The organism is Parolsenella sp. (genome assembly GCF_982402205.1).
Genome location: NZ_CEVYAT010000010.1, coordinates 1 through 24,220 on the forward strand (window position 1 = coordinate 1; position 24,220 = coordinate 24,220).

Below are 24,220 nucleotides of genomic sequence, written 5' to 3' on the forward strand. Positions count from 1 at the left end.
CTTCCTCACTGAGGTCGAGACCCTCATGGCCCGCCTCTCCCAGGACGAGCCGTGCCTGCTCAAGTTTGGCCACATGGAGAGCGGCACCGTCTGCAACGCCATCAGCGCGAGCAGTGCTGTCGAGGGTAGCCTGCGCGTCTTCTCCGACGACATGTTCGACCGCGCCCGCACGGGCGTCGAGCAGTGCGCGGCCCAGGCCTGCGAGGCATACGGCTGCACCTACGACCTGAGCTTTGCCACCGGCTACCCACCCGTCGACAACGACCGCGCCCTCTACGCGCTTGCGGCGGGCGCCCTGGGCGACACGCTCGACGGCATCGAGGAGCCCCTGCTCATTGCCGAGGACTTCGCCTTTTACCAGCGCCATCTGCCCGGCGTCTTCTTCCTGCTGGGCACGGGCACGAGCGAGCCGCTGCACTCCGACAAGTTCCACATGGACGAGGGCGTGCTCGTGCACGGCCTCGCCGCCTACCGCATGCTGCTGGGCATCGCCTAGCTGCGAAAACGCCGCCGACGGCCGGCACGGCGCTCGGGCGATAGCAGCCCGCAACGCCCGCGCAGCACACGGCCGCTCTTCTCGCACAAGACCACCACGATTGGAGACCAACGTGAAGTTCCTCATCGCAAGCGACATCCACGGCTCGGCCACCTGGTGCCGCCGCCTCGTCGACGCGCTTGACGCCGAGCAGCCCGACCGCCTGCTCATCCTGGGCGACGTGCTCTACCACGGCCCGCGCAACGACCTGCCCGAGGGCTACGCGCCCAAGGAGGTCATCGCGATGCTCAACCCACTCGCAGGCAGCATCATCGCCGTGCGCGGCAACTGCGAGGCCGAGGTCGACCAGATGGTCCTCGACTTCCCCTGCATGGGCGACTACTCTACCATCCTCGACCCCACGGCCACGCTTGCCGCAGACGGCTCCCCGCGCGAGAAGAGCGGCTGCGAGTTGTTCTGCACGCATGGCCACGTGTGGGGCGCGGGCTTCCACAACAGCGTCGACCACCTGCCCGAGCTGCCGGAGGGCTCGATTCTGCTCTACGGCCACACTCACAAGAAGGTGAGCGAGCCCGCGTCGGGGCACCCGGACGTCTGGGCGTTCAACCCCGGCAGCGTCTCCATCCCCAAGGACGGGACGCACAGCTACGGCATCTACGAGAACGGTGCCGTGCGCCACATGGTTCTCGAGGGCTAGACGCAAGCGGGGCGGCCCCAGCTGGAGCCGTCCCGCTTATTAGATGTATTGCGCGAGAGGGGCGCGAGGTCTTGAGGCCCCGCGCCCCTCTCTCATTTATGTGCGTCGGGGTCGGCGGCGTCCTTCTCGGCGGCGTCCTTCTCGGCCACGGGCGTGGCAGTGAGCGCTAGAACTTGCTGGGCACGCCACCCTTGGCGAGCAGCGCTTCGGTGTGCTCGCGCAGCTCAGCCACCACCTCGGGGATGCGCTCGAGCTCGTAGGGCGTGGTCTGGTAAACGTAGTTGAGCCAGTTGCGATACAGCAGGTTGGCGTGGCTTCGCCAGGTGAAGATGGGCTGGCGCTCGGGGTCGTCGTCCGGGAAGTAGTTCAGCGGCAGCTGGATGGGAAGGCCGGCGTGGAAGTCGCGCCAGTACTCGTCGGCCAGGGTGTCGCGGCCATACTCAAAGTGGCCCAGGGCGTAGATCTCATGGAAGTCGCGCGTGGCGATGAGGGCGGGGCCGCTCGTCTCGCCGCGCGAGAGCACCTGCAGCGCGGGGTCGGCGTCGATTTCCTTCTCATCGGGTGCGGCATGGCGGCTGTGCGGCATGTTGTGGACCTCATCGAAGCCGTTCGTGAGGAAGTTGTACTCGTCGCACAGGCGCTGGGGAAACACGCCAAAGAGCTTGGAGCCCAGCAGGCGCTTGTGGATGCCATGCAGGTGATAGAGGCCCGCAAAGGCGCCCCAGCACAGAAACATCGTGGAAAGCACGTGTTCCTGGGCCCAGTCCATGATCTGGCATAGCTCGTCCCAGTAGTCGACCTGCTCGAACGGCATCTGCTCGACGGGCGCGCCCGTGATGATGAGGCCGTCGTAGTTGTTGCCCTTGAGGTCGTCGAAGGTGTCGTAGAACTTCACGAGGTGGTCGGCCGCGTGGGTGGCCTCGTGGGTCGAGACGCGCATGAAGTCGACGCTCACCTGGATGGGACTCTTGGAGATGAGGCGCAGGATCTGTGTCTCGGTCTCGATCTTGGTGGGCATGAGGTTGAGAAGCGCCACACGAAGCGGACGAATCTGTTGCTTGCGGGCCACGTCCTCCTCGAGGGCAAAGATGCGCTCCTGCTGAAGGATGCGCTTGGCGGGCAGGCCGTCAGGGATGTTGATGGGCATGGGAGCCAAAGAACCTTTCTGGGCATGCGCGCGGGGCAGATGAGACCTCGGGCTGCCGTAGCGCCGGTCGGTCTGCCGCCGGCTTTTAGACATGCAGCGCTTAATGGTACCCCACGCAGGCGCGGCGGCGCAGGTGCGCTCGGGCAGCGGCATAATGTGGGCAGCAGCATCGTCAAAAGGAGCCGCCATGCCCAAGCTTACCAGCTACTACCTGCCGGGCCTCTACGTTGAGGATCACTCGATCGAGGTGCCGCTCGACTGGCGCGGCCACGAGCCCGCCGCCGTCGCCGCAGACGGTCTGCCTGCCGGCGAGCGCATCCGCGTGTTCTACCGCACCGTCTGCGCAGCCGAGAACGTGGGCCGCGACCTGCCGCTCCTCGTGTTCCTGCAGGGCGGTCCCGGCGGCGCGGGCCCGCGCCTGCTCTCCCCCACCTCAGACGGCTGGATCGCCGAGGCCATCAAGCACTTCCGCGTGGTTCTGCCCGACCAGCGCGGCACCGGCCGCAGCACGCACGCGAGTGCCCGCTCCATCGCGCGCCGCGGCGACGCGCGCACCCAGGCCGAGTACCTCAAGCGCCTGCTTGCGCCCTCGATCGTGCGCGACTTCGAGTACCTGCGCCTCACCGAGTTTGGCGGCCGCGCCTGGACCACGCTGGGCCAGAGCTACGGCGGCTTTCTCACCCTATGCTACCTGAGCCTCTTCCCGCAAGGGATCGCGGCCAGCTTTACCTGCGGCGGCATCCCCCACGTGCCGGCCAGCGCCGCCGACGTCTATGCCCACACCTTCCCGCGCATGGTCACCAAGACGCGCGCCTACTACGAGCGCTACCCCGAGGACGAGCGACGCATGGCCGCCATCGCCAACCGCCTGGCCGCCGGCGACGTGACCCTTCCCGATGGCAGCCCTCTTTCGGTCCGCCGTCTGCAGACCCTGGGCGGCGGTCTGGGCATGAAGCCCGCGCCCGAGCGCCTGCACAATCTGCTCGACACGGCCTTCGAGGCGGGCGACGGCTCGCTGGCCTGCGCCGACGCCGCGCCCGAGCTCACCGACGCCTTCCTCATGGGCGTGCTCGAGAACCTCACCACGGCAGGCAACCCCCTGTACTGGACGCTGCAGGAGTTCATCTACGCCGACGGCACGATGAAGGAGCCCATCCGCTGGGCGGCCGAGCGGGAGTACGCCAGGCACCCCGAGTTCGCAAACGCGGCGCGCCCCCTCATGCTCACGGGCGAGGCGGCCTTCCCCTTCATGTTCGAGGACGACCCGCTGCTGGCCCCGCTCAAGCCGGCCGTTGACCTGCTCATGGAAGACACCGAGTTTGACCCGGTCTATGATGAGGCACGCCTTGCCGCAAACGAGGTGCCCCTGCAGGCCGCCGTCTACTTTGACGATCTGTACGTCGATTCGGGGCTGCAGCTCGACACGCTCTCACGCGTCGGCAACAGCCACGCCTGGGTCACGAACCAGTTTGAGCACGACGGCCTGCACGGCAGCGAGGTCTTCGACCGCCTGTTTGCCGAGGCGCTCAACCGCGGCGACCTCGAGCACGCGCTGGGGGCGTAGGAACCGAGGACGGCGGCGTGTCACTCCTGCTGCCGCAATGCGGAACGGGCTTGACCCTCGCAGCACTGGCGCCCGCACACGTCGACGCAAGTTGACCAGGATCACTCAAAGACCGCCAAGCAGCGCCGCGTCCAGCCATGGCGCGGCGCCGCTTTGCCTCAAAAATGGGTATCAAACCGTTGTGTGGCCAAAAAACAACGTCAAGTCGGTAACCTCTTCCGCGATTGGCAAGTAGCCCCCCATTTGTAGACTCCGCGACCTGCGGTTTTGCTACGGATAAAGCTCGCCTACTCAGCAAGCCTCAAACAGGTTACCGACTTAATGAAGTTTTTCTAAGGGACAGCGTGGACGCCCTCTCCGGGCACTCATTTCGAGAAAGGATTGTGCCATGAACCAGGTCATCGAGGCGCTCGAGCAGCGCCGCAGCTGCAGGAGCTACACCGACCAGCCCATCGTCCCTGAGAAGCTTGAGCAGATCGTCGAGGCAGGCCTGTGGGCCGCAAGCGGCATGGGCCGCCAGGGCACGCACCTGGTCGTCGTCACCAACCCCGATGACGTTGCCGCTCTCAGCCGCATGAACGCCCAGATCATGGGCACCACGAACGACCCCTTCTATGGAGCCAAGGCCGTCATCGTGGTGCTCACCAACCCCGAGAACCCCACCTGCGTCGAGGACGGCGCGCTCGCCATGGGCAACCTCATGAACGCCGCGCACGCGCTGGGCGTTGCCTCCTGCTGGATTCACCGCGCCAAGGAGGAGTTCGAGAGCGACGAGGGCAAGGCCCTGCTCGCCAAGTGGGGCGTCGAGGGCACCTGGCGCGGCGTTGGCCACTGCATCCTGGGCTACGCCGCGGAAGGCGGCGAGCAGGCGGGCGCCAAGCGCAAGCCCGGCCGCGTCACCTACGTCAAGTAGCAGCGAGTACGGCACCTCGGCAAGCCCGCACCACGTATAAGGGTGCAGGCTTGCCGAGCCCTCGCGACGGCTGAGCGCAAGCATAGCCGCATCCCAAGGGTCCCTCGGACACAGCCACAACATCGGCTGCCCGAAGGACCCTTTTCCATAGCCTGAAGTTATCGCTAATTATTTACTTTTCCTACCGGGTTTATAGGGTATTTATCCAGTCGGCCTTCAGTTCTGCTGGTATACTCACTGGCACCATGATTACGCTTACTAACATATCCAAGTTGTTCGAGACGAGCGCGGGCACCGTCAAGGCCCTCGACAACGTCTCGCTCACCATCGACACCGGCGAGGTCTTCGGCATCATCGGCGAGTCGGGAGCGGGCAAGTCGACCCTCGTGCGCTGCATCAACCTCCTCGAGCAGCCCACCTCGGGCTCCGTCGTCATCGACGGCCGCGACGTCACGAGCCTGCGTGGCAGCGAGCTTCGCGCCCTGCGCGCCGACATCGGCATGATCTTCCAGCGCTTCTCCCTCTTCGAGCAGCGCACCGTGCTCGACAACGTCATCTTCCCGGCCACGCTCGCCAGCAGCGCCGGCCGCGTCTCGCGCGCCGAGGCCACCGAACGCGCCCGCGAGCTGCTCGGCCTCGTTGGCCTCGAGGGCAAGGAGCACTCCTACCCCTCCCAGCTCTCCGGCGGTCAGCAGCAGCGCGTCGCAATCGCCCGCGCGCTCATGACCAACCCCAAGACGCTGCTGTGCGACGAGGCAACGAGCGCCCTCGACACGCTCACCACCAGCCAGGTCCTCGACCTGCTGGGCAGCATCAACGAGAAGCTCGGTGTCACCATCGTACTCATCACCCACTCGCTCGCCGTTGCCCGCCGCATCTGCGGCCGCATCGCCGTCATGGAGCACGGCCAGGTCGTCGAGCAGGGCACCGTTGCCGAGGTGTTTGGAAACCCTCAGGCAGACGTCACACGCGCGCTTCTTCAGTTCGAGGGGGAGGGTCGCTAATGGACTTCGCCGCATTCTTCGACAAGTATGGGGCACTCCTCGCCCAGGGCACCGTCGACACCGCGGTCATGGTGCTTGCCTCGACGCTGGGCGCCTACGTCATCGGCGTCATCCTGGGCACGCTGCTCACGGTGCTCGCCCCCGGCGGCCTACGCGAGAACCGCGTTGCCTACGAGGTGCTCGGCTGGTTCGTGAACATGGCCCGCTCGCTACCGTTCATCATCCTGCTGCTCTTCCTCATCCCCGTGACCCGCGCCATCGTGGGCACCACGCTGGGCGTTCCCGCCGCAGTGTTCCCGCTCATCGTCTCGGCCGCGCCGTTCGTGGCGCGCATGGTCGAGTCGAGCGAGGCCGAGGTCGACCGCGGCCTGGTCGAGGCCGCGAGCTCCATGGGTGCCTCCACCTGGGAGATCATCGTCAAGGTCTACCTGCGCGAGGGCCTGCCCAGCCTGCTGCGCGGCCTGCCCATCGTCATCATCACGATCCTGGGCTACACCGCCATGGCTGGCACCGTGGGCGCCGGCGGCCTAGGCGACATCGCCATCCGCTACGGCTACCAGCGCTACCAGGACGACGTCATGATCGCCACGGTCATCATCCTCATCGTGATGGTTCAGGTCATCCAGACCGTGTGCAACGTCCTCGTCAAGGTGTTCGACAAGCGAATGCGCTCCTAGCGAGCGCGCACCAAGCGCGCAATCGCGCACCCAATCCAGCGTTAACCGCTCTACCAGGGGTTTCGTCTCGCCCGTTCACTCGGGATGGGGCTTGCCATATCGATTTGCCCACCCGCTGCCCACAGCAACCACGCATCAGAAAGGAACCGCCATGTCCCTCAAGCAGCACCTCAAGCCGCTCGCCGGCGTCGTCGCCGCGGCCGGCCTCGCCCTTGCCCTCACCGCCTGCGGTGGCAACTCCAACGCCGCCGCCACGACCGCTGCCGCTTCCGGCTCGGCTGACAACATCATCACCGTTGGCGCCTCCCCCTCGCCCCACGCAGAGATCCTCAACGCCGTGGCCGACGAGCTCAAGGCCGAGGGCTACGAGCTCAAGGTCGTCGAGTACAACGATTACGTGCAGCCCAACGTTGCCCTTTCCGAGGGCGACCTTGACGCCAACTACTTCCAGCACCTCCCCTACCTCGAGAACTACAACGAGGAGAACGGCACCGACCTCGTGAGCGCCAGCGCCATCCACTTCGAGCCAATGGGCCTGTACGCGGGCAAGAGCTCCGACATCAAGAACGTCCCCGACGGCGCCAAGATTGCCGTGCCGAGCGACGCCACCAACGAGGCCCGCGCGCTGCTGCTGCTCCAGGACCAGGGCGTCATCAAGCTCAAGGACGGCGTGGGGCTCGAGGCCACGGCCAACGACATCGAGGAGAATCCGCACAACATCGAGCTCGTCGAGGTCGAGGCAGCTGCCGTGCCGCGCTCCCTGCAGGACGCCGACTTCGCCGTGATCAATGGCAACTACGCCCTGTCCGCCGGCCTTGACACCTCCGCCACGCTCGCCAGCGAGGACGCCAGCTCCGAGGCCGCCCAGACCTACGCCAACATCGTCGCCGTGCGCAAGGGCGAGGAGAACTCCGACAAGACCCAGGCCCTCATCAAGGCCCTGACCTCCGACACCGCCAAGAAGTTCATCGAGGAGCAGTACAAGGGCTCCGTCATCCCGGTGTTCTAGTTATCCCCCCCCGGTGCCACAGCGACTCGCGGCGCCCAAGGATTAGCCAAGCGGTGCCCCTCTCCTGAGAGTGGGCGCCGCTTTTTGGTGGAGCGCTGCCCAACGCCCCCGTCTCGCGTGCAGAGATGGGGGCGTTGCTGCATACTTGCAGGTATGGATACTACTTTTGCCGAGCTCGGGCTAAACGAGCAGATTCTCGCCGGGGTCGATGCCCTCGGCTTCACCAAGCCAACCCCCGTCCAGGCAGCCGCCATCCCCGCCGTTCTCGAGGGGCGCGACGTGCTTGCCAGCGCGCAGACCGGCACGGGCAAGACTTGCGCCTTCACGCTGCCCACGCTGCAGCGCATCGCGGCCAGCAAGAAGATTGCCAAGCCGCGCCACCCGCTTGCGCTCGTCGTGACCCCCACCCGCGAGCTCGCCTCGCAGATCGAGGCCGTCACGAGCGAGGTCTGCGCCAAGACCGGCCAGTCGACCGTCGTGGTCATGGGTGGCGCCAAGTTCGACCGTCAGATTCGTGAGCTCGAGGCAGGTTGCGACCTGCTCGTGGCCACCCCCGGCCGCCTCATCGACCTCATGGAGCACGACCACGTGAGCCTCGCGAACGTGCAGGTGCTGGTTCTCGACGAGGCCGACCGCATGCTCGACATGGGCTTTTGGCCCAGCGTGCGCCGCATCGTGACGGCCTGCCCCAAGAAGCGCCAGACGCTGCTGTTCTCGGCCACCATTCCGCCCAGCATCAAGGGCACGGTCGACGCGATGCTGCCCAACCCCTACGTGGTCGAGATCGCCCGCGTGGGCGAGACGGCCGCAACGGTCGACGAGCACCTCTGCCCCGTGACGCAGGCCGACAAGGTTCCGCTACTCGAGGCCCTCATGAAGCAGGAGAGCTACGAGCGCGTGCTCGTCTTCTGCCGCACCAAGATGCGCGTCGACGCCGTGTGCAAGACGCTCAAGAACGCAGGCGTCAAGGTCGATGTCATGCACGCCGACCGTCCGCAGAAGGCGCGCGAGAAGGCCCTCGAGCGCTTCCGCGATGGCAAGATTCGCGTGCTCGTGGCAACCGACGTCATGAGCCGCGGCATCGACGTCTCGGGCATCGACGCCGTCGTGAACTTCGACGTGCCCATGGACCCCGAGGACTACGTGCACCGCATTGGCCGCACGGGTCGTGCCGGCGCAAACGGTGCCGCCTACACCTTCATGGCGCCCGACGAGGTGAGCCCGCTTCGCGAGATCGAGTACTTCACCAAGAAGCTCATCCCGCTGTTTGACCTCGAGGGATTCAACTATGCCGAGGGCCGCATCGTGCCCAATGCCCGCCGCAGCACCTCCAAGCCCACGCGCAGTCTCTTCAGCGGCTCGCGCGCTCGCGGCCGCGGCCCGCGCGGCGGCCGCTACGGCAGGCACTACTAGGACGAGAAGAGCGGCAGGGATGCAATTGTCCGGCCGCCACCAGGTTCATTAGCAGCAGGCAGGGGCCTCGGCATCACCGGGGCCCTTCTTCTTGGCGGCCTTTGCCGCCTGGCGCCGGGCGCGGAAGAACTCGCGCAGCACGGCCGCGCACTCGTCCTGAAGCACGCCGCCCGCCGCCTCGAACTCATGGTTGAGCCGCTCGTCATGACTCACGTCAAAGAGCGTGCCCAGGGCCCCGCCCTTGGGGTCTGGCGCGCCAAAGACGCAGCGGTCGATGCGCGAGTTGACCATGAGACCAGCACACATGAGGCAGGGCTCGAGCGTCACGTATACGGTGCAGCCGGTAAGGCGCCAACGGTCGAGGGCGCGGGCCGCGGCGAGCAGGGCGCTGAACTCAGCATGGGCAGACGGGTCGCGGTCCTTCTCGCGGCGGTTGTGGGCACGGGCGATGACCTCGCCCTCGTGCACGACGACGGCACCAATGGGCACCTCGCCTTCATCGGCCGCCAGGCGCGCCTCGGCAAGCGCCATGCGCATATAGTCCTCGTCGGTCACGCGATTGTCCTCCCCCCATCTTCCACACCCCATCGTCGCGTCGGCAAAGACGCGGCCAAGCGACTCGCGACACGGCAACACATCGGTGCAAAGTAAGCACCGCGTCGCACAGTAGCGCATCGACGCAACCCAACACTCTACGGCTCGGCAACGCATCGATGCGGCTCCAACACCACGCAACAATACAATGCGCCCGGAGCCAGTGGAAGGGGGAACTGGGCTCCGGGCGCGGGAGACGGCCCACGCAAAGACGGGTAGTGAGCCGCGAGGGGGCTATGTGCTAGACCATGCGGCTATCCCTCTTTTGCCGCTTGGAAGGCGAATCGCTACTTGGCAATGTCCTGGAACATCTCCCAAGCCTCGACGTCGGTCATGCCCTCGTGCACGATCTTGTTGACGCACTGGGCCATCTCGATGGGGTGCGTGGACTGGAAGATGTTGCGGCCCATGTCGACGCCGTGGGCACCCTTGCGGATGACATCGTAGGCGAGGTGCAGGGCATCCTTCTCGGGAAGCTTCTTGCCGCCAGCAACGACGATGGGCACGGGGCAGGCAGCCACGACCTCCTCGAAGTCCTCGCAGTCATAGGTCTTGACCATCTGGCAGCCCATTTCGGCGATGATACGCGTGGCGAGCTTGAAAAAGCGCGGGGTGCGCTCCATGTCCTTGCCCACGGCGCAGACGCCCAGGGTGGGGATGCTGTAGCGGAAGCCGGCATTGATGGTCTGGCTCAGGTTGTCGATGGAAGACAGCTGGCCGTCGCCGCCGATGAAGACCTGGGAGGCCATGCAGTCGGCGTTCATGCGGATGGCATCCTCGATGTCAACGGCGATGACCTCGTGGGAGAGGTCAGCCTGGAGCATGGACGAGCCGGAGGTGGTGCGCAGGGCGATGGCCTTCGTGATCTCGGGCGGGACGCAGGAGCGGATGGCGCCGCGGGTGCCCATGAAGCAGTCGACGTAGGGGGCGAGCTTCGGGAGGAGCAGGTCGAGGCGCTCGAGGCCGGCCGTGGCACCCATGAAGTAGCCGTGGTCGAAGGCGAACATGACGGTGTTACCGCTCTTGGGGTTAAAGATGTTGGAGAGGTGCTTCTTCATGCCCCAGTCGAGGCTGTTGGCACCCTTGACGTAGAAGCCCTTGTTGTTGGCAAACGGCTCGTCGACGTGATAGTCATGAGCGACCTTGAGGCCATCGAGATCAGCCATGTCCCAGATTCCTTTCCTCTTGCCCTCCCCACCCCTGGGAAGGACGCCTGTATAGGTATCGTTGCTTGCACTGACTTGCCGGTGTATCCCGGACGAAGTGCGAGCCAGGCGGCTGCGTGCCGCCGCTTCTTTATCTGGCTCGCGCAGATACGTTACCGCAGTAACGGATGTGCGCGAGCCAGACGGGGGCGCCGCACGCTCGCGGCGCCCCCGCGAAGAGCACGTTACAACTTAGAAGTTGTAGTCGTTCATGTTGTCCTTGGTGAAGACAAGGCGCTCGGGCAGGAGCACGACGCCGTTGTTCTCGTCACCGGTCGTGGCGCCCTCGGAGATCGAGTCGTTGGCCTCAACCTTGACGTCGCCGATGCTCGGGATCGAGATGGTGTCGCCAACCTTGACGGTGTTGCCAGCGGCAAGGTAGGCAGCGACGTAGCAGCCCATGGCGCCCTGGACGGCGCAGTCCCAGAGACCCCAGTTGTACAGGGTGCCGTTCTCGCAGTACTGCTTGATGGACTGCGGGGAGGCGAAGCCGGTGATGGTGATCTTCTGGGCGTCGTAGCCGGCATCCTCAGCAGCGGCGAGCTGGCCGGGGAGGGCGGTGGAGTCGTTGCAGATGATCAGGTCGATGTCCGGGAACGCGCTCAGGACAGCGGCGCCAACCGTCTTGGCCTGCTCGGCATCCTGGTTGGAGTAGTAGTTGTCGGGGTGGACGTTCTCCCAGTTGGGGTAGTCCTTCTTGATGATGGCCTCAGCGGCGACCTGCCAGGAGTTCTGGTCGGTGACGGTGGCCTGCGAGTAGTGCCAGGCGTAGGTGATCTTGTCGGCCGAGGGATCCTTGCCGCGCTGCTTCAGGCCGTCGACGGACATGTCAACGAGCATCTGGCCAAGAATCTCAGGGGTGCCCTGGGAGACCATGAGCGTACGGTCCTCGGGCTGGGCGTCGGAGTCCCAGGTGGTGACGACGATGCCGGCCTCGGTGGCCTTCTTCAGAGCGTCGGAGACGCCGGCGGCGTCAACCGTGGAGATGCAGAGGGCGTCGACGCCGTTGGCGACGGCCTGGTTGATGATGCCCACCTGGTCAGAGGCGGAAGCGCTGGAGGAGCCGATGTACTGGACCTCGAAGCCCCACTCCTTGGCGTACTTCTGAGCGCCGTCGTTGGCGGACTCGAAGAAGGCGTTGCCGGTGATCTTCGGGATGAAGGCGACAACCTTGCCGCCGAGATCGCCAGCCGCGGCCTCGCCGGAGGCGGCAGCGGTCGTGGCGGCGCTGGAGCCAGAGCCACCGCAGCCAACCAGGCCGAGGCCCGCGAGGGCAGCACCGGAGCCGGCCACCTTCAGGAATCCGCGACGAGTCATGTTCTTCATAACGAACCTCCCTTTTCTTTGCCCCTTACTGGGCACTTGCCTTGCTACTACCCTTCCTTGCAAACATCGAGCGCAGCCACGGGACGATTCCCGTGTTGGTCGCTGCAGAGCGCCCGATGATAACCACGACGAGCAGAATGCCCACCGGGATATCCAGGTACTGCGTACCAACCTTGAAGCACAGGGGAAGACCAAACTTGAGGAGGGCGATGGCGAAGGACGCCAGGGCCGTACCGATGATCGAGCCCTTGCCACCAGTGGAGAGCGTGCCTCCCAGGACGACGGCCGTGATGATGTCCATCGTGAGGTCGCCGCCGAGGTCGGACTTAGCCGTTCCCAGGTACGCCGTGAGCACGATGCCGGCAATGGCGGCCGCCAGGGCGCTCAGGATGTAAGTGGACATTATCACGCGGCGAGTGTTGATGCCGGAATATTCGGCAGCCGACTGATTTACGCCGGTGAGGATGATCTTGCGGCCATACTTGGTCTTGTGCAGCAGGACAAAAGCGACTACGAGCATCACAATGTAGACCAGGATCTGGAACGGAAGCACGCCACCAATCTGGTAGTTGGCGATGAACTTGAAGCTGTCCGGGAAGCCAGAGATGGACTCGTAGGACGCGGTGCTCGAGAGCGTGGAGACGAGCAGGGCCAGGCCGGAGTACAGGAAGCTGCCGCCCAGCGTAATGACCATCGCTTGCACTCCGCAATATGCAATGAAGAAGCCGGACAGGGCGCCGCACAGGCACACGATCACCGTGGCAAGCCCCGCGGCCGCCCAGATGGACAGGCCAAAGTCCTGCCAGGCCACGCCGATGATGATCGACGTGAGGCCCACGAGAGAGGCCACCTGGATGTCGATGCCGCCGGTGCACATGACGAGCGTGACGAACAAGGCGAGCATGAACACGGCGAGGTTGTCGTTCACCGCGGTGAAGAGCAGCTGCGGGCGCAGGAACTTGGGATTGGCGGCGCCAAAGATCACGAACTCGAGGACGAGCAGGCCAATGAGGATGAGGTTCCAGCCACCCTGGCCCTTGGAGATCATCTTCTTGAGCTTATCCATTACGCCTCACCACCCTTCTCGGTCTGGGCGCCTGCGGCGGGCGCGTCCTGGGACACGCGGGCGAGCAGGCGGTCATGCTTGTTCTTGACGAGGCCACGGTGCTGGATCACAGCGTCGATGACGACGATGACGAGCAGAATGATGCCCGTGATGGCGTTGTCGTAGTTGGACGAGAAGCCCATGAAGACGAGCAGATAGCTGATGGAGGACATGATGACGGCGCCGATGGCGGAGCCGATCACGGAGCCAACGCCGCCGGCGAGCGAGATGCCGCCCAGGACGCAGGCCGCGATGGCCTTCATCTCATAGCCGTTGCCGCTCATCGGGGTGACGAAGCCAATGCGGCTGCAGAAGATCACGCCGCCGACGGAGGCCATGACCGCGCAGATGACGTAGGCCAGCATCTTGGTCTTGAGCGTGGGAAGGCCAACGAGCGTGGCGCCCTGGGCGTTGTCGCCCACGGCCACGAAGTAGCGGCCCTGACGCGTGCGGGTGAGGATGAGGTGAATCACGATGACGAGCGCGATGATGCAGCAGTAGTACACCGACACCGAACCCACGAGGTTCACGGCCGCGAAGTCTTTGAACGACTTGGGCAGGTTCTCGACCCAGGCACCGTTCGTGTACAGGTAGATCAGGCCGCGCAGGATGCCGTTGACGCCCAGGGTGAAGATGAGCGACGGAGCGCCCATGATGCACACGCCCCAGCCGTTGATGAGGCCAATGACGATGCCAATGACGATGGCGACGACGACCGCCAGGGCCAGCGACTGCCCGTCGCGGAGCATTGAGCCCACGACGGCGGCCGTAAGGCCGAGGTTGGCGCCAACGGAGACGTCAATCTCTCCAATGAACAGCACGAATGCCATTCCCACTGCAACGAGCGTGTAGACGACGGACGAGTTAAAGCACGCGGAGACGTTGGACGGGTCGAGGAACATAGGGTTCATCAGGCCAACGATGACAAACAGCGCGATGAGGAACACGAGGCTCGTGAGCTCGCGCGCCTTGAGGAGCTTCTTAACCTTCTCCATCGATTACACCCCTTCCCTCGTATCGATGACCAACAGAGACGATCCAACCAAACGGCGGTCTAGGCTCATGCCGACACCGCCCCCTTGTCGCTCGTGACGCCAAACGCGGCGGACATGAGGTTGTCCTGCGTGATGTCGTCCTTCTGGAACTCGCTGTTGATGCGGCCTTGGAACATGACGACCGCACGATCCGCGAGCTCGCAGACCTCCTCCATGTCGGAGGAGATGAGAAGAATCGAGACGCCCGACTCGCGCAGCTTGTCGAGCACGGCGTAGACGTCGCCACGGGCCGCGGCGTCGATGCCACGGGTGGGCTCGTCGAGGATGACGAGGCGCGGCTCGGAGGCAAAGATGCGGCCGATGATGATCTTCTGCTGGTTGCCGCCGGACAGGCCGCCAACCTCCTGGTCGAGGCCGGTCACCTTGGTGCGGAAGTCGTTGACGTACTGCTGGGAGATCTCCTCCTCCTTCTTGAAGTTGAGGAGGAAGTTGCCCAGGCGCTTGCCGCACAGCAGCGAGCTCGTGGTGTTCTCGGAGACGTCGCGGATGCGGAAGAGGGCGTCGGCGAAGCGGTCCTCGGGCACGTAGTTGATGCCCGCGTTGATGACCTCGGCCGTCTTCTTGCCGGTGATGTCCTTGCCGTCGAGCAGGACCTTGCCGCCAAGGGGCTTCTCCATGCCAAAGATGGTCGTGGCCATCTCGGTGCGGCCGGCGCCCACGACGCCAGCCATGCCCACGATCTCACCGGGGTAGACCTTGAGGTCAACGTCCTTGAAGCCATAGCCCGAGAAGCCCTTGAGCTCGAGCACGGGGTCTGCCGTGTAGTCGATGGCACGGGCGGCCTCGTCCTTGGCGGAGCCGACGTTGGTGGCGTCCGGCGGGAGCAGGCCGCGCACCAGGTCCTCGCGGGTGAAGTCCTTGACGTTGCCCTGCATAGCGACGATGCCGTCGCGCAGGATGGCGACGCTCGTAGCGAGCTCGAAGACCTCGGCCAGGCGGTGGGTGATGTAAATGATGCCGATGTTCTGCTTCTGCAGCTCGCGCACGCAGTTGAACAGGCTCTGGACCTCGTCGAAGGTGAGGGCGCTCGTGGGCTCGTCGAGGATGAGGACCTCGGGGTTGCGCATGAGGCCGCGCAGGATCTCGACCATGCCCTGCTCGGCGATGGACAGCGTCATGGCCTTGCGCTCGAGGTCCATGTGCCAGCCGGTCTGCTCCATGACCTTCTCGAGGCGCTCGTTGAGGACGGCGGGCTTCTCCTCGAAGCCAATGGTGATGTTCTCGCGAACCGACATGTTCGGGAACAGCATGGGCTCCTGCGGCACCATATAGATGCTGTGCGCGAGGGCGGCCTTCGGGTTCGAGATGTCGACCTTGTCGCCATCGACGATGACCTCGCCGGAATCAGACGAGTAGATGCCCATGATGATCTTCATGAGCGTGGACTTGCCGGCGCCGTTGCCACCAATCAGGGCCAGAACCTCTCCGTGGTCGACCTCAAGGCTGATGCCCTTGAGGACCGCGTTCGTACCGAACGACTTATAGATGTCGTGAACGCACAGGAGCTTGTTGCGCCCCTTGATGTCCTCGACGACCTCATGGAGGGCGTCGGCGCTGCCCTCGACGGGCGACGACTGGGTCTCGTTGGTCATTCGATTCCCCTCCCCTTGAAACAAATGAACGTACAGACGACTATTCAGTCGATTTCGATTCAAAGGTATCCATAGGACTACCGGTTCCATAGAGGCTGTGGAGCGAACGGTAGCAAATGGGTTCTAAACGGTAATTTGCACAGACCTGTGACGATTGTTCTGACATATGCCCACCCATGGGGATACATGTGTCGCGGTCAGCACAACGTGTCAACTTGCATTTCTTATGGTGCTGGCAAGCTTCCTTTGGGCGAGCCACCTTGCAAACCTGTTTGGTTAGCTCAAATATCGTGGAGTTTTACGTGCAAGTTTCACGTTCTGTAACAGAGCGGCGTTCGCTTACCTAGCGGCTTCGACCCCTCACGGGATTCTTGGCCCGGCTCGATTGACACCCCATCTGGGGCGTTGTATAGGTAAGTCAGACTTTTGTTTGAGTAGCAGACAATTGTTTGCACCACCGACGCAAGCAAGGGTCGGCGCCAGACACGCCGCCAGACAGCCCGCACGCACCCGACGGGCACGCGGCGCATGACATCTGTTTGGCACACGGACAACGAACGGAGGCGAGAGATGACCGACGACGAATACCAGCTGATGCTCAAGGCAACCTGGCTCTACTACATGGAGAACTACACCCAGCAGCAGATCTCTGGCCTCATGGGCGTATCGCGCGGCAAGGTCATCCGCCTGCTCGACGAGGCACGCAGCGAGGGCATCATCCGCTTCCTGTTCCGCCAGAACGACCAGGAGCGCATGGAGGTCGAGCGCAGGCTCATCAAGAAGTACAGCCTACACGACGCGTTCGTGGTCCCCACGCCCGCGCACCACTCGGACCTGCTCGACAGCATCGCCCGCGCGGCGTCGATGTACGTGGCAGACCACCTGCGCGCAGACGGCTTCCTCAACATCGGCTACGGCGACATGACGGGCCGAATCCTGGACAACCTGGCGAGCACCCGCCACTCGGACATCAACGTCACGAGCCTCACGGGAGGCGTGAGCTACTATCTGCCCAAGGTGAGCTCGGAGGTGTTTGCCATGCACCTCTACCTCGTGCCCTCCCCGCTCATCCTCTCGACGCCCGAGCTGCGCGACGCCCTGCTCCACGAGGCGCCCATCCAGGACGTCTACCGCATGACCAACCACGCGGACATGACGGTCGTGGGCATTGGCAGCATGGACGAGGAGGCCACGATCATCCGCAACGGCATCCTAAGCAAGACGGACCTTGCCCTGCTCAAGATGCAGGGTGCCGTGGGAGACGTGCTCAACCACTTCATCGACGCGAACGGCAACCCCGTCGACACCGACATCGAGGACCGCATCATGAGCACCAGCCTCGAGACGCTGCAGAGCATGCGCAACGTGGTGGGCGTGGCGGGCGGCGTCGTCAAGATCCCCGCCATCCACGCGGTTCTCAGGCATGGCTACCTCAACGTGCTCGTCACCGACGAGGTCACGGCGCAGGGTCTCCTCGAGTACGAGAAGGGCCCCGCAAGCATAGGCATCGAGTATCAGAGTTCGAACTAGGAGATGGACAGCATGGAAAAGTACCTCTTGGCCATGGACGCCGGAACCGGCAGCGTGCGCGCGGTCATCTTCTCCACTGACGGCACGCAGGTTGGCGTGGCCCAGCAGGAGTGGACGCACAACGAGGACCCGCGCTGGCCCGGCAGCATGGACTTTGACTGGGAGCACAATTGGGACCTGGCCCGCGGCTGCGTGCGCGACGTCCTCGCCAAGACCGGCATCGCCCCCGAGAGCATCGCCGCGGTCTCCACGACCTGCATGCGCGAGGGCATCCTGCTCTATGACAAGGATGGCAATGAGATCTGGGCCTGCGCCAACGTCGACGCTCGCTCCGACGACGAGGTGGGCCAGCTTATCGCGATGAACCCCGAGCTTGAGGCCGAGCTCTACCGCGAGAGCGGCCAGACCTACGCCCTGGGCGCGCTGCCGCGCCTGCTGTGGGTCAAGAACAAGATGCCCGAGGTCTACGAGAAGACCGCCCGCATTGGCATGTTCAACGACTGGCTCATCTATAAGCTCACCGGCGAGATGGCCATCGAGCCCTCCAACGGCTCCACCACCGGCATCATGGACCTCAAGACCCGCACCTGGGACCCCTCGATCGCCGAGCGCTGCGGCCTGCGCACCGATATCTTTGGCCCGGTCAAGGAGTGCGGCGAGATCGCCGGCCACGTGAGCGCCAAGGGAGCCGCCGACACCGGCCTTGCCGAGGGCACGCCCGTCGTCGTGGGCGGCGGCGACTGCCAGCTGGGCATGATTGGCGTCAACGCCTGCGAGCCCGGCCAGGCCGGCGTCTTTGGCGGCAGCTTCTGGCAGTACGAGTTCAACACCGACAACGGTGCCACCGACCCCAAGTGCCGCGTGCGCGTCAACTGCCACGCCGCCCCGGGCGTGTGGCAGTACGAGGCGCTCGCCTTCAAGCCGGGCCTCGTCATGCGCTGGTTCCGCGACGGCTTCTGCCAGGCCGAGAAGGAGCAGGCCAAGGCCGAGGGCCGCGACGTCTACGACATCATGAACGAGCATGCCAAGGACATCCCCGCAGGCTCCTACGGCATGCTGTGCTGCTTCTCCGACGTTATGAACTACATCCACTGGACGCACGCCGCGCCCACGTTCACCAACTTCGAGCTTGAGCCCGAGAAGTTCAACAAGTACACCTTCTACCGCGCCATCCTCGAGAACACGGCCCTGCTGGTGCGCGGCCACATCGAGCTGGTTCGCGAGGCCACGGGCAACGAGCCCGACGAGCTGGTCTTTGCCGGCGGCGCCTCCAAGAGCCCGCTGTGGGCCCAGATCGTGGCCGACGTCACGGGTAAGCGCGTCAAGGTTCCCGTGGTGAAGGAGGCCACCGCGCTTGGCGCCGCCATCCTGGCAGGCTATGGCGTTGGCATCTACCCGAGCATCGCCGAGGGCGCCGCGAGCGTCGTCAAGTGGGACCGCACCTTCGAGCCCAACCCCGGCAACGCCCCCGTCTACGAGGAGCTCTACCAGACGTGGCGCAAGGTCTACAAGCAGCAGTTCGAGCTCAGCGAGGCCGGCGTCACCAAGGGCATGTGGCGTGCGCCCGGCCTGTAAGTTGGGCACAACCAATAAGGGAGAGGTGCCCGTGGCCAGACCACGGGCAGAGCAAAGGAGATAGACATGGCAGAGACGTTTGTCGTCAACGAGAATGACTTCGAGTACCGCTTTGGCGATTCCGGCCCCAAGTACCTCATGAAGGGCCCCCGCATGAACTTTGCCCTGGTGCAGTTCCAGCCGGGCCAGAACTTCCAGGCCCACCACCACAACATCATGGAGGAAAACTTCTTCGTGCTCGAGGGCAAGGTCGACATCGTAGTCGACGGCGTCTGCCACACCCTTGAGGCCGGCGACTTCATCCACATTGGCCCGGGCGAGGTCCACTATGTGAACAACTCCTACGACAAGCCCATGAAGATGGTCTCGACGCTCGCCCCCTTCCAGGAGGTCGACAAGGTCGAGGATCCCAACCCCGAGTACTAGGACGGTCCTTGCGGCGTCGCCCCACGCGTTCCTGAGCGCACGGGGCGACGCTTTTCTGTAAGATGAGTTTGCTTGGAGGAGTGGCAGAGCGGTTGAATGCGGCGGTCTTGAAAACCGTTGGGCGGCTCGTCCGTCTCGAGAGTTCGAATCTCTCCTCCTCCGCCAGATTGTGATGGCCCCGCAGGCTAGCGCCTGCGGGGCCTTTTCATGACGCCAGGCGTTTGCACGTGGTGCACGTGGCGGAATGATTGCGCGGGCGGCACCGGACGCGTGCAAGGGCAGCGCTCCTGCACCCCAGGAGCAACCATTGGGGGCCGCTCATATTGGGGACATATCCTAGCGGGTATACTTTCCCCAAGCGCCGCAACGTGCGGCACCACCGAAGGGAGTACCCCATGAACCCCACCGTCATCGTTGCCATCGTTGTGGTGGTCATCGCGATAATCGGATTTTGCATCCACCTCTCCAACAACATCGTGAGGCTGTCCAACCGCTGCGACAACGCGTGGGACCAGATCAACGCGCAGCTCAAGCGCCGCGCAGACCTCATCCCTAACCTCGTCGAGACCGTGAAGGGCTACGCCAGCCACGAGTCTGGCACGCTCGAGGCCGTCATCGTCGCCCGCAACGGCGTCACGGCAGCCAAGACGCCCGACGAGGCCATGGCTGCCAACAACCAGCTCACCGGCGCTCTCCGCCAGCTCTTCGCCCTCTCCGAGAGCTACCCTGACCTGAAGGCCAACGCCAACTTCCAGCAGCTCCAGGGACAGCTTGAGGAAACTGAGAACAAGATCGTCTACGCGCGCCAGAGCTTCAACGACTGCGTGCTCATGTTCAATAACGCCATCCAGACCTTCCCCGGCAGCCTCTTTGCCGGCGGCCGCGCCCCCAAGCACGGCTTCGAGGTCTCCGACGCAGACTCCCAGGTACCACAGGTCAAGTTCTAGATTATTGAATCTCAGCGTATTCGCGGGGGCCATGATTCCCCGCAAACCAAATAGGGCTCCGTACCAGCAGGTACGGAGCCCTTCTCGTTAGCTCTGAAACCCGAAGCGACGCAAGGAGCCTATTAGCAGCCCTGCATGATCTGGATGCCGGCGGAGCAGCCTAGGCGGTCGGCGCCAGCCTCGACCATGGCCTTGGCCTCCTCGTCGGTGTGGATGCCGCCAGCGGCCTTGACCTTGCAGCGGTCGCCCACGGTCTTGCGCATGAGGGCAACGTCGGCAACGGTGGCGCCACCGGTGGAGAAGCCCGTGGAGGTCTTGACGAACGTAGCGCCAGCCTCGACGGAGAGCTCGCAGGCTTTGACCTTCTCCTCGTCGGTGAGGAGGCAGCACTCGATGATGACCTTGACGCACTTACCGCCGGCGGCCTTCACGACGCCCGCGATCTGGTCGCGCACGGCGTCGTAGTCGCCATCCTTGAGCCAGCCCACGTTGATGACCATGTCGACCTCGTCGGCACCAGCCTCGACGGCCAGGCGGGTCTCGGCGGCAATGGCCTCGGGAAGCATGGCACCCAGGGGGAAGCCCACGACGCAGCAGGTCTTGACGTCGCTGCCAGCGAGCTTCTCGTGGGCCAGGGGCACCCAGCAGGTGTTAACGCAGACGGAGGCGAAGTGGTATTCGAGGGCCTCGTCGCAGAGCTTCTCGATCTGGGCGCGCGTGGCGTTGGCCTTGAGCAGGGTGTGGTCAATCATGCGGTTGAGTTCCATGTGCTTCTCCCTAATTCGTTGCATTCCCTTCGAATGCACGTGCCTACAGGCGAGGAAGCGCGCGGCGGCGTGCGCCCTTGTCATAAGGCAGGACATAACGGGAACGAGAGGGCACAAAGAGGCCCGGCGCTTGCCGTAAGGCACAATGCCGAACGACCAACGCCGGGCCAGTTCCTCTGGAAAGGACACCGCGCTCAGGCGGCGAAGCAGGCACTTGGCCCGCGCAAGGCGCCTCGCGGGACGCAAGGCAACCAGGAGAACTTAGCGGGCGAAGGCCTCGGTGAGCTTCTCCTGAAGCTCGTTCTTGTCAACGATGTTGTTGAGGATGACCTTGGAGTCCTCGGGAACATCCTTGATGAAGCCGGCGAGGTCGCGGCCAACGACGAAAAGGTCGGCAGCGCCGGGCTTGACGTCGGAGGTGGTGGAGTGGCTGACCTGGATGTCAGACTTGCCCATCTTCTTAAGGACGTCGTTGATGTTCATCTCTACCATAAGGCTGGAGCCGAGGCCCGAACCGCAGGCGCACATAATCTTGTGGACTTCCATGGTTCCTCTTTTCATATCGCGACGCTCCCCCTTGGTAGCGTCGCCCGTTTTTACGCAGCTTGTTGCTGCGCACCAACAACGATGTTACCCAATTGCGGGGCCGGAGCCGCAGCCCCAGCCCCGCAACCGGTAAGGTGACACAAATTTGGGTTAGACGGAGTTGCTCATGGTATGCAGGGCCCCCGCTAAACCCATCCGCAGCAAATGCTACTCGGCGTCAGCAGCCTTGGGCTTCGGGGCGACGAAGTTGTAGACGATCGGCGCGACGAAGAACAGGACGCAGATGACGAGCAGGGGCATGCCCGGGACAGCCTGGGAGAGGTTGCCGAACAGGATGCCGAGCCAGGAGAAGTCGGCGTCGGAGAACGTGGCAGAGGTGAAGCCAAGCATCGTGAACACCGGCATGCAGATGGCCGGGAGGAAGGTGATGAGCAGGCCGTGCACGAAGGCACCGGCGACGCAGCCCTTCACGCCGCCCTCAGCGTTGCCGAAGACACCAGCGGTGGCACCGCAGAAGAAGTGCGGGACAACGCCGGGGAGAATCAGAGCAACGGGAGCGAGGTTGGCGTCGATGGCGCTGAGGATCAGCAGACCCACGATGCCGGCGGCGAAGGAGGTCAGGAAGCCGATGATGACCGCGTTAGGAGCGTACGGGTACGCAACGGGGCAGTCGATGGCGGGGATGGCACCCGGGACGAGCTTCTCGGCGATGCCCTTGAAGGCGGGGACGATCTCGCCGACGATCAGGCGGACGCCGGACAGAACGATGTAGACGCCACCAGCGAAGGCGCAGCCGGACGTGAAGGCCCAGACGACCCAGTTGGTCTGGGTCTCGGTGCCGACGTTCAGGAGCTCGTTGAGGTAGCTGAACTGGGTCGGGTCGGCGGCAAGGATGCCCTTGGCGACGGCGACGCCGGTCACAATGATGAACAGGACGATCATCGTGATGGAGATGGACACGGTGGTGTCACGCAGGAAGACAAGTCGCTTCGGGAAGTTGATCTCCTCGGTGGACTTGCCGCCCTTGAAAGCCCTGCCGACGAGGCCGGCGATGGCGTAGCCGATGCCGCCGAAGTGGCCGAGGGCCACGCCGTCGGTGCCAGTGACCTTCTTGAAGGTCGGCTGGCAGTAAGCAGGCGAGACGACCATGATGAAGGCGAGAACGCAGCCACCGGCGATGTAGAGCTGCCAACCGTCAAGGCCACCGATGCTCAGCACGACGGCGAGCATGCAGGCCATGTAGAGGGTGTGGTGGCCGGTCAGGAAGATGTAGTGCATGCGCGAGAAGCGGGCAAGCACGATGTTGAGGATCATGCCGATGCACATGATGAGTGCGGAGGCCTGACCGAAGTCGTTCAGAGCCATGGAGACGACGGCCTCGTTGTTCGGCACGACGCCCTGCATGGAGAACGCGTAGTTGAAGATCTCACCAAAGGCGAGCAGGGAGCCGGACTGCAGGTAGCCGGAACCGGCGGTGAGGACCAGGAAGCCCACGATGGTCTTGATGGTGCCCGTAACAATGTCCTCGATCGGCTTCTTCTGAAGCGCGAGGCCGAGGAGAGCGAGAAGGCCAACTAGGATAGCCGGCGTAGACAGAATGTTGACGATAAAGTCGAGAACTGCCATTTCTTCCCTTCCTTCCTTACGTAGGTACTACTACTTTCACTTGCCACTCGCAGCGGCTGCGGACGCTACGGGCGGCGCGATCGCCTTGTCGCCAATTACTCCTCGGTGGGGGCGCAGAACAGGGCGTAAACCTCGTCGGCGTCCTTAGCCTCGGCAATCTTGGTGATGTTGGCGGGATCACTGAACATAACGGCCAGCTTGCGCATGACGTCGATGTGGGAGTCGGCGTCCTCGGCAGCCAGGGTCACGAGCAGGCGAACGTCGGGGCCCTCCTCCTTGAAGCGGACCGGCTCACGAAGCACGGTGACGGCAAGCTGACGCTTGATGACGCCCTGCTCGGGACGAGCGTGGAGCAGCGCCAGGTCGGGGCAGATGACAAAGTAGGGGCCGAACTCCTTGGCGTTGGAGATGATGCCGTCGATGTAGTCGGTCTTGACGAAGCCCTGGTCAACGAGCGGCTGAACCGCGACGTGGACGGACTCCTCCCAGTCGGAGACCTTCTCGACGATCTGAACGTTCTCGCGCTTGAGCATGTCCTCCATACCGGCCATGGACAAACCCCTCTCTTGGTCGAAACATACCTGCACATAAAACCTTCATGCATTGTACAAAAGGGCAACGCATATTGCAGCCGGTTTTCCTGTTTTTTTCCTGTTTCGCCGGGTTTGTTTCCTGTTTTCTGTCGATTTTGAGCCGTGAGCGGCACTCGCCGATTGCATTATTTCCCGTTTCAATAAAAAATGTTAACTAAGCGTAAGCAGTCCGCTATTTAAATTTGGATGCAACACCCGTCCCCTCAAACCACTTAAGTACGGAGAGTGCCTTGTTCCCCAAGGAGCGTAGAAAGCAGATTCTCGAGATGGTGAACGCCTCGGGCTTTGCCACCGTCGAGAACCTTTCGAAGCATTTTGGGGTAAGCATCGACAGCATCCGCAAGGACCTCAAGGTTCTGCAGAACGAGGGCAAAATCAAGCGCGAGTACGGCGGGGCGCTCAAGGTCGACGAG

At 64.0% G+C, this 24,220-nt stretch carries 24 protein-coding genes and 1 tRNA gene; 14 read left to right on the forward strand and 11 right to left on the reverse strand.

The annotated features are described in order from the left end of the window. Positions 1 to 496: M20/M25/M40 family metallo-hydrolase (locus AC1VTH_RS01395; RefSeq protein ID WP_481334358.1), on the forward strand; the 496-nt coding region annotated here is incomplete at its 5' end. A gap of 112 nt (positions 497 to 608) precedes the next feature. Further along, entirely contained in the window at positions 609 to 1,193 is a 585-nt protein-coding gene (gene yfcE / locus AC1VTH_RS01400; RefSeq protein WP_481334360.1) for a phosphodiesterase, read from the forward strand. A 166-nt stretch (positions 1,194 to 1,359) separates the two neighbouring features. Here yfcE and AC1VTH_RS01405 read toward each other — a convergent pair whose 3' ends face one another. Then, positions 1,360 to 2,340: a homoserine O-succinyltransferase gene (locus AC1VTH_RS01405; RefSeq protein ID WP_293824291.1), complete on the reverse strand. Its 981-nt coding sequence runs from the start codon at positions 2,338 to 2,340 to the stop codon at positions 1,360 to 1,362. A 187-nt stretch (positions 2,341 to 2,527) separates the two neighbouring features. Between AC1VTH_RS01405 and AC1VTH_RS01410 the strand changes: the two genes are divergently transcribed. The 6 genes from AC1VTH_RS01410 (at position 2,528) to AC1VTH_RS01435 (ending at position 8,920) form a co-directional block, all read left to right on the forward strand. Then, positions 2,528 to 3,904: an alpha/beta fold hydrolase gene (locus AC1VTH_RS01410; protein ID WP_481334362.1), complete on the forward strand. Its 1,377-nt coding sequence runs from the start codon at positions 2,528 to 2,530 to the stop codon at positions 3,902 to 3,904. Between the two features lie 388 nt (positions 3,905 to 4,292). Further along, a complete protein-coding gene (locus tag AC1VTH_RS01415) occupies positions 4,293 to 4,817 on the forward strand; it encodes a nitroreductase family protein (protein ID WP_481334364.1) in 525 nt (174 codons plus the stop codon). A 245-nt stretch (positions 4,818 to 5,062) separates the two neighbouring features. After that, positions 5,063 to 5,821 carry a methionine ABC transporter ATP-binding protein gene (locus AC1VTH_RS01420; RefSeq protein ID WP_481334366.1) on the forward strand — a complete coding sequence of 253 codons (759 nt, stop codon included), beginning with the start codon at positions 5,063 to 5,065 and terminating at the stop codon, positions 5,819 to 5,821. After that, on the forward strand, positions 5,821 to 6,498 hold the full coding sequence (locus AC1VTH_RS01425) for a methionine ABC transporter permease (protein ID WP_481334367.1): 678 nt from the start codon (positions 5,821 to 5,823) through the stop codon (positions 6,496 to 6,498). Before AC1VTH_RS01420 ends, AC1VTH_RS01425 begins: the two co-directional genes overlap by 1 nt. 151 nt (positions 6,499 to 6,649) lie before the next feature. After that, positions 6,650 to 7,507, forward strand: a complete 858-nt coding sequence (locus AC1VTH_RS01430) for a MetQ/NlpA family ABC transporter substrate-binding protein (RefSeq protein ID WP_481334369.1) — start codon at positions 6,650 to 6,652, stop codon at positions 7,505 to 7,507. Between the two features lie 153 nt (positions 7,508 to 7,660). Beyond that, a complete protein-coding gene (locus AC1VTH_RS01435) occupies positions 7,661 to 8,920 on the forward strand; it encodes a DEAD/DEAH box helicase (protein WP_481334371.1) in 1,260 nt (419 codons plus the stop codon). Positions 8,921 to 8,968: 48 nt separating this feature from the next. On the opposite strand, the gene tadA is transcribed toward AC1VTH_RS01435, so the two are convergent. The 6 genes from tadA to AC1VTH_RS01465 all read right to left on the reverse strand — a co-directional run bounded on the left by tadA (position 8,969) and on the right by AC1VTH_RS01465 (position 15,797). Further along, positions 8,969 to 9,508 (reverse strand): tRNA adenosine(34) deaminase TadA, encoded by a 540-nt coding sequence (tadA, locus tag AC1VTH_RS01440; RefSeq protein WP_481334373.1) that lies wholly within the window; start codon positions 9,506 to 9,508, stop codon positions 8,969 to 8,971. Between the two features lie 293 nt (positions 9,509 to 9,801). Continuing rightward, entirely contained in the window at positions 9,802 to 10,680 is an 879-nt protein-coding gene (gene lsrF, locus AC1VTH_RS01445) for a 3-hydroxy-5-phosphonooxypentane-2,4-dione thiolase (protein ID WP_293824307.1), read from the reverse strand. Between the two features lie 231 nt (positions 10,681 to 10,911). Then, positions 10,912 to 12,045, reverse strand: coding sequence for a substrate-binding domain-containing protein (locus AC1VTH_RS01450; protein ID WP_293673514.1), 1,134 nt, complete (start codon positions 12,043 to 12,045; stop codon positions 10,912 to 10,914). A gap of 25 nt (positions 12,046 to 12,070) precedes the next feature. Further along, on the reverse strand, positions 12,071 to 13,111 hold the full coding sequence (locus AC1VTH_RS01455; protein ID WP_293673513.1) for an ABC transporter permease: 1,041 nt from the start codon (positions 13,109 to 13,111) through the stop codon (positions 12,071 to 12,073). Further along, complete coding sequence (locus AC1VTH_RS01460) at positions 13,111 to 14,145, reverse strand: ABC transporter permease (protein WP_293673512.1); 1,035 nt, start codon at positions 14,143 to 14,145, stop codon at positions 13,111 to 13,113. The genes AC1VTH_RS01455 and AC1VTH_RS01460 overlap by 1 nt, the downstream gene beginning before the upstream one ends. A gap of 65 nt (positions 14,146 to 14,210) precedes the next feature. Beyond that, positions 14,211 to 15,797: a sugar ABC transporter ATP-binding protein gene (locus AC1VTH_RS01465; protein WP_481334375.1), complete on the reverse strand. Its 1,587-nt coding sequence runs from the start codon at positions 15,795 to 15,797 to the stop codon at positions 14,211 to 14,213. 570 nt (positions 15,798 to 16,367) lie between these two features. Here AC1VTH_RS01465 and AC1VTH_RS01470 point away from each other — a divergent pair. From AC1VTH_RS01470 to AC1VTH_RS01490, 5 genes are all read left to right on the forward strand, one after another. Beyond that, positions 16,368 to 17,327, forward strand: coding sequence for a sugar-binding transcriptional regulator (locus AC1VTH_RS01470; RefSeq protein WP_481334377.1), 960 nt, complete (start codon positions 16,368 to 16,370; stop codon positions 17,325 to 17,327). A gap of 12 nt (positions 17,328 to 17,339) precedes the next feature. Continuing rightward, positions 17,340 to 18,902 carry an autoinducer-2 kinase gene (gene lsrK / locus AC1VTH_RS01475; protein ID WP_481334379.1) on the forward strand — a complete coding sequence of 521 codons (1,563 nt, stop codon included), beginning with the start codon at positions 17,340 to 17,342 and terminating at the stop codon, positions 18,900 to 18,902. 66 nt (positions 18,903 to 18,968) lie between these two features. After that, on the forward strand, positions 18,969 to 19,328 hold the full coding sequence (locus AC1VTH_RS01480) for a cupin domain-containing protein (RefSeq protein ID WP_481334380.1): 360 nt from the start codon (positions 18,969 to 18,971) through the stop codon (positions 19,326 to 19,328). 74 nt (positions 19,329 to 19,402) lie between these two features. After that, positions 19,403 to 19,493 (forward strand) — tRNA-Ser (locus AC1VTH_RS01485). 230 nt (positions 19,494 to 19,723) lie between these two features. Continuing rightward, positions 19,724 to 20,275: a LemA family protein gene (locus tag AC1VTH_RS01490; RefSeq protein ID WP_481334381.1), complete on the forward strand. Its 552-nt coding sequence runs from the start codon at positions 19,724 to 19,726 to the stop codon at positions 20,273 to 20,275. Between the two features lie 122 nt (positions 20,276 to 20,397). On the opposite strand, the gene deoC is transcribed toward AC1VTH_RS01490, so the two are convergent. The 4 genes from deoC to AC1VTH_RS01510 all read right to left on the reverse strand — a co-directional run bounded on the left by deoC (position 20,398) and on the right by AC1VTH_RS01510 (position 23,765). Continuing rightward, entirely contained in the window at positions 20,398 to 21,042 is a 645-nt protein-coding gene (gene deoC, locus AC1VTH_RS01495) for a deoxyribose-phosphate aldolase (protein ID WP_481334382.1), read from the reverse strand. Between the two features lie 261 nt (positions 21,043 to 21,303). After that, positions 21,304 to 21,588, reverse strand: coding sequence for a PTS sugar transporter subunit IIB (locus AC1VTH_RS01500; RefSeq protein ID WP_301828786.1), 285 nt, complete (start codon positions 21,586 to 21,588; stop codon positions 21,304 to 21,306). 207 nt (positions 21,589 to 21,795) lie between these two features. Next, on the reverse strand, positions 21,796 to 23,214 hold the full coding sequence (locus AC1VTH_RS01505; protein ID WP_481334383.1) for a PTS ascorbate transporter subunit IIC: 1,419 nt from the start codon (positions 23,212 to 23,214) through the stop codon (positions 21,796 to 21,798). Between the two features lie 95 nt (positions 23,215 to 23,309). Continuing rightward, positions 23,310 to 23,765 (reverse strand): PTS sugar transporter subunit IIA, encoded by a 456-nt coding sequence (locus AC1VTH_RS01510; RefSeq protein ID WP_293673503.1) that lies wholly within the window; start codon positions 23,763 to 23,765, stop codon positions 23,310 to 23,312. Between the two features lie 272 nt (positions 23,766 to 24,037). Here AC1VTH_RS01510 and AC1VTH_RS01515 point away from each other — a divergent pair. Next, on the forward strand, positions 24,038 to 24,220 hold a 183-nt coding region (locus AC1VTH_RS01515; RefSeq protein ID WP_481334384.1), incomplete at its 3' end, for a DeoR family transcriptional regulator.

Excerpts from the sequence above, each read along its gene's own strand:
- AC1VTH_RS01405 (WP_293824291.1), bottom strand. The coding sequence starts at position 2,340 with ATGCCCATCAACATCCCTGACGGCCTGCCCGCCAAGCGCATCCTTCAG.
- AC1VTH_RS01410 (WP_481334362.1), top strand. The coding sequence starts at position 2,528 with ATGCCCAAGCTTACCAGCTACTACCTGCCGGGCCTCTACGTTGAGGAT.
- AC1VTH_RS01415 (WP_481334364.1), top strand. The coding sequence starts at position 4,293 with ATGAACCAGGTCATCGAGGCGCTCGAGCAGCGCCGCAGCTGCAGGAGC.
- AC1VTH_RS01420 (WP_481334366.1), top strand. The coding sequence starts at position 5,063 with ATGATTACGCTTACTAACATATCCAAGTTGTTCGAGACGAGCGCGGGC.
- AC1VTH_RS01425 (WP_481334367.1), top strand. The coding sequence starts at position 5,821 with ATGGACTTCGCCGCATTCTTCGACAAGTATGGGGCACTCCTCGCCCAG.
- AC1VTH_RS01430 (WP_481334369.1), top strand. The coding sequence starts at position 6,650 with ATGTCCCTCAAGCAGCACCTCAAGCCGCTCGCCGGCGTCGTCGCCGCG.
- AC1VTH_RS01435 (WP_481334371.1), top strand. The coding sequence starts at position 7,661 with ATGGATACTACTTTTGCCGAGCTCGGGCTAAACGAGCAGATTCTCGCC.
- tadA (WP_481334373.1), bottom strand. The coding sequence starts at position 9,508 with ATGGGGTGTGGAAGATGGGGGGAGGACAATCGCGTGACCGACGAGGAC.
- lsrF (WP_293824307.1), bottom strand. The coding sequence starts at position 10,680 with ATGGCTGATCTCGATGGCCTCAAGGTCGCTCATGACTATCACGTCGAC.
- AC1VTH_RS01450 (WP_293673514.1), bottom strand. The coding sequence starts at position 12,045 with ATGAAGAACATGACTCGTCGCGGATTCCTGAAGGTGGCCGGCTCCGGT.
- AC1VTH_RS01455 (WP_293673513.1), bottom strand. The coding sequence starts at position 13,111 with ATGGATAAGCTCAAGAAGATGATCTCCAAGGGCCAGGGTGGCTGGAAC.
- AC1VTH_RS01460 (WP_293673512.1), bottom strand. The coding sequence starts at position 14,145 with ATGGAGAAGGTTAAGAAGCTCCTCAAGGCGCGCGAGCTCACGAGCCTC.
- AC1VTH_RS01465 (WP_481334375.1), bottom strand. The coding sequence starts at position 15,797 with ATGACCAACGAGACCCAGTCGTCGCCCGTCGAGGGCAGCGCCGACGCC.
- AC1VTH_RS01470 (WP_481334377.1), top strand. The coding sequence starts at position 16,368 with ATGACCGACGACGAATACCAGCTGATGCTCAAGGCAACCTGGCTCTAC.
- lsrK (WP_481334379.1), top strand. The coding sequence starts at position 17,340 with ATGGAAAAGTACCTCTTGGCCATGGACGCCGGAACCGGCAGCGTGCGC.
- AC1VTH_RS01480 (WP_481334380.1), top strand. The coding sequence starts at position 18,969 with ATGGCAGAGACGTTTGTCGTCAACGAGAATGACTTCGAGTACCGCTTT.
- AC1VTH_RS01490 (WP_481334381.1), top strand. The coding sequence starts at position 19,724 with ATGAACCCCACCGTCATCGTTGCCATCGTTGTGGTGGTCATCGCGATA.
- deoC (WP_481334382.1), bottom strand. The coding sequence starts at position 21,042 with ATGGAACTCAACCGCATGATTGACCACACCCTGCTCAAGGCCAACGCC.
- AC1VTH_RS01500 (WP_301828786.1), bottom strand. The coding sequence starts at position 21,588 with ATGGAAGTCCACAAGATTATGTGCGCCTGCGGTTCGGGCCTCGGCTCC.
- AC1VTH_RS01505 (WP_481334383.1), bottom strand. The coding sequence starts at position 23,214 with ATGGCAGTTCTCGACTTTATCGTCAACATTCTGTCTACGCCGGCTATC.
- AC1VTH_RS01510 (WP_293673503.1), bottom strand. The coding sequence starts at position 23,765 with ATGGCCGGTATGGAGGACATGCTCAAGCGCGAGAACGTTCAGATCGTC.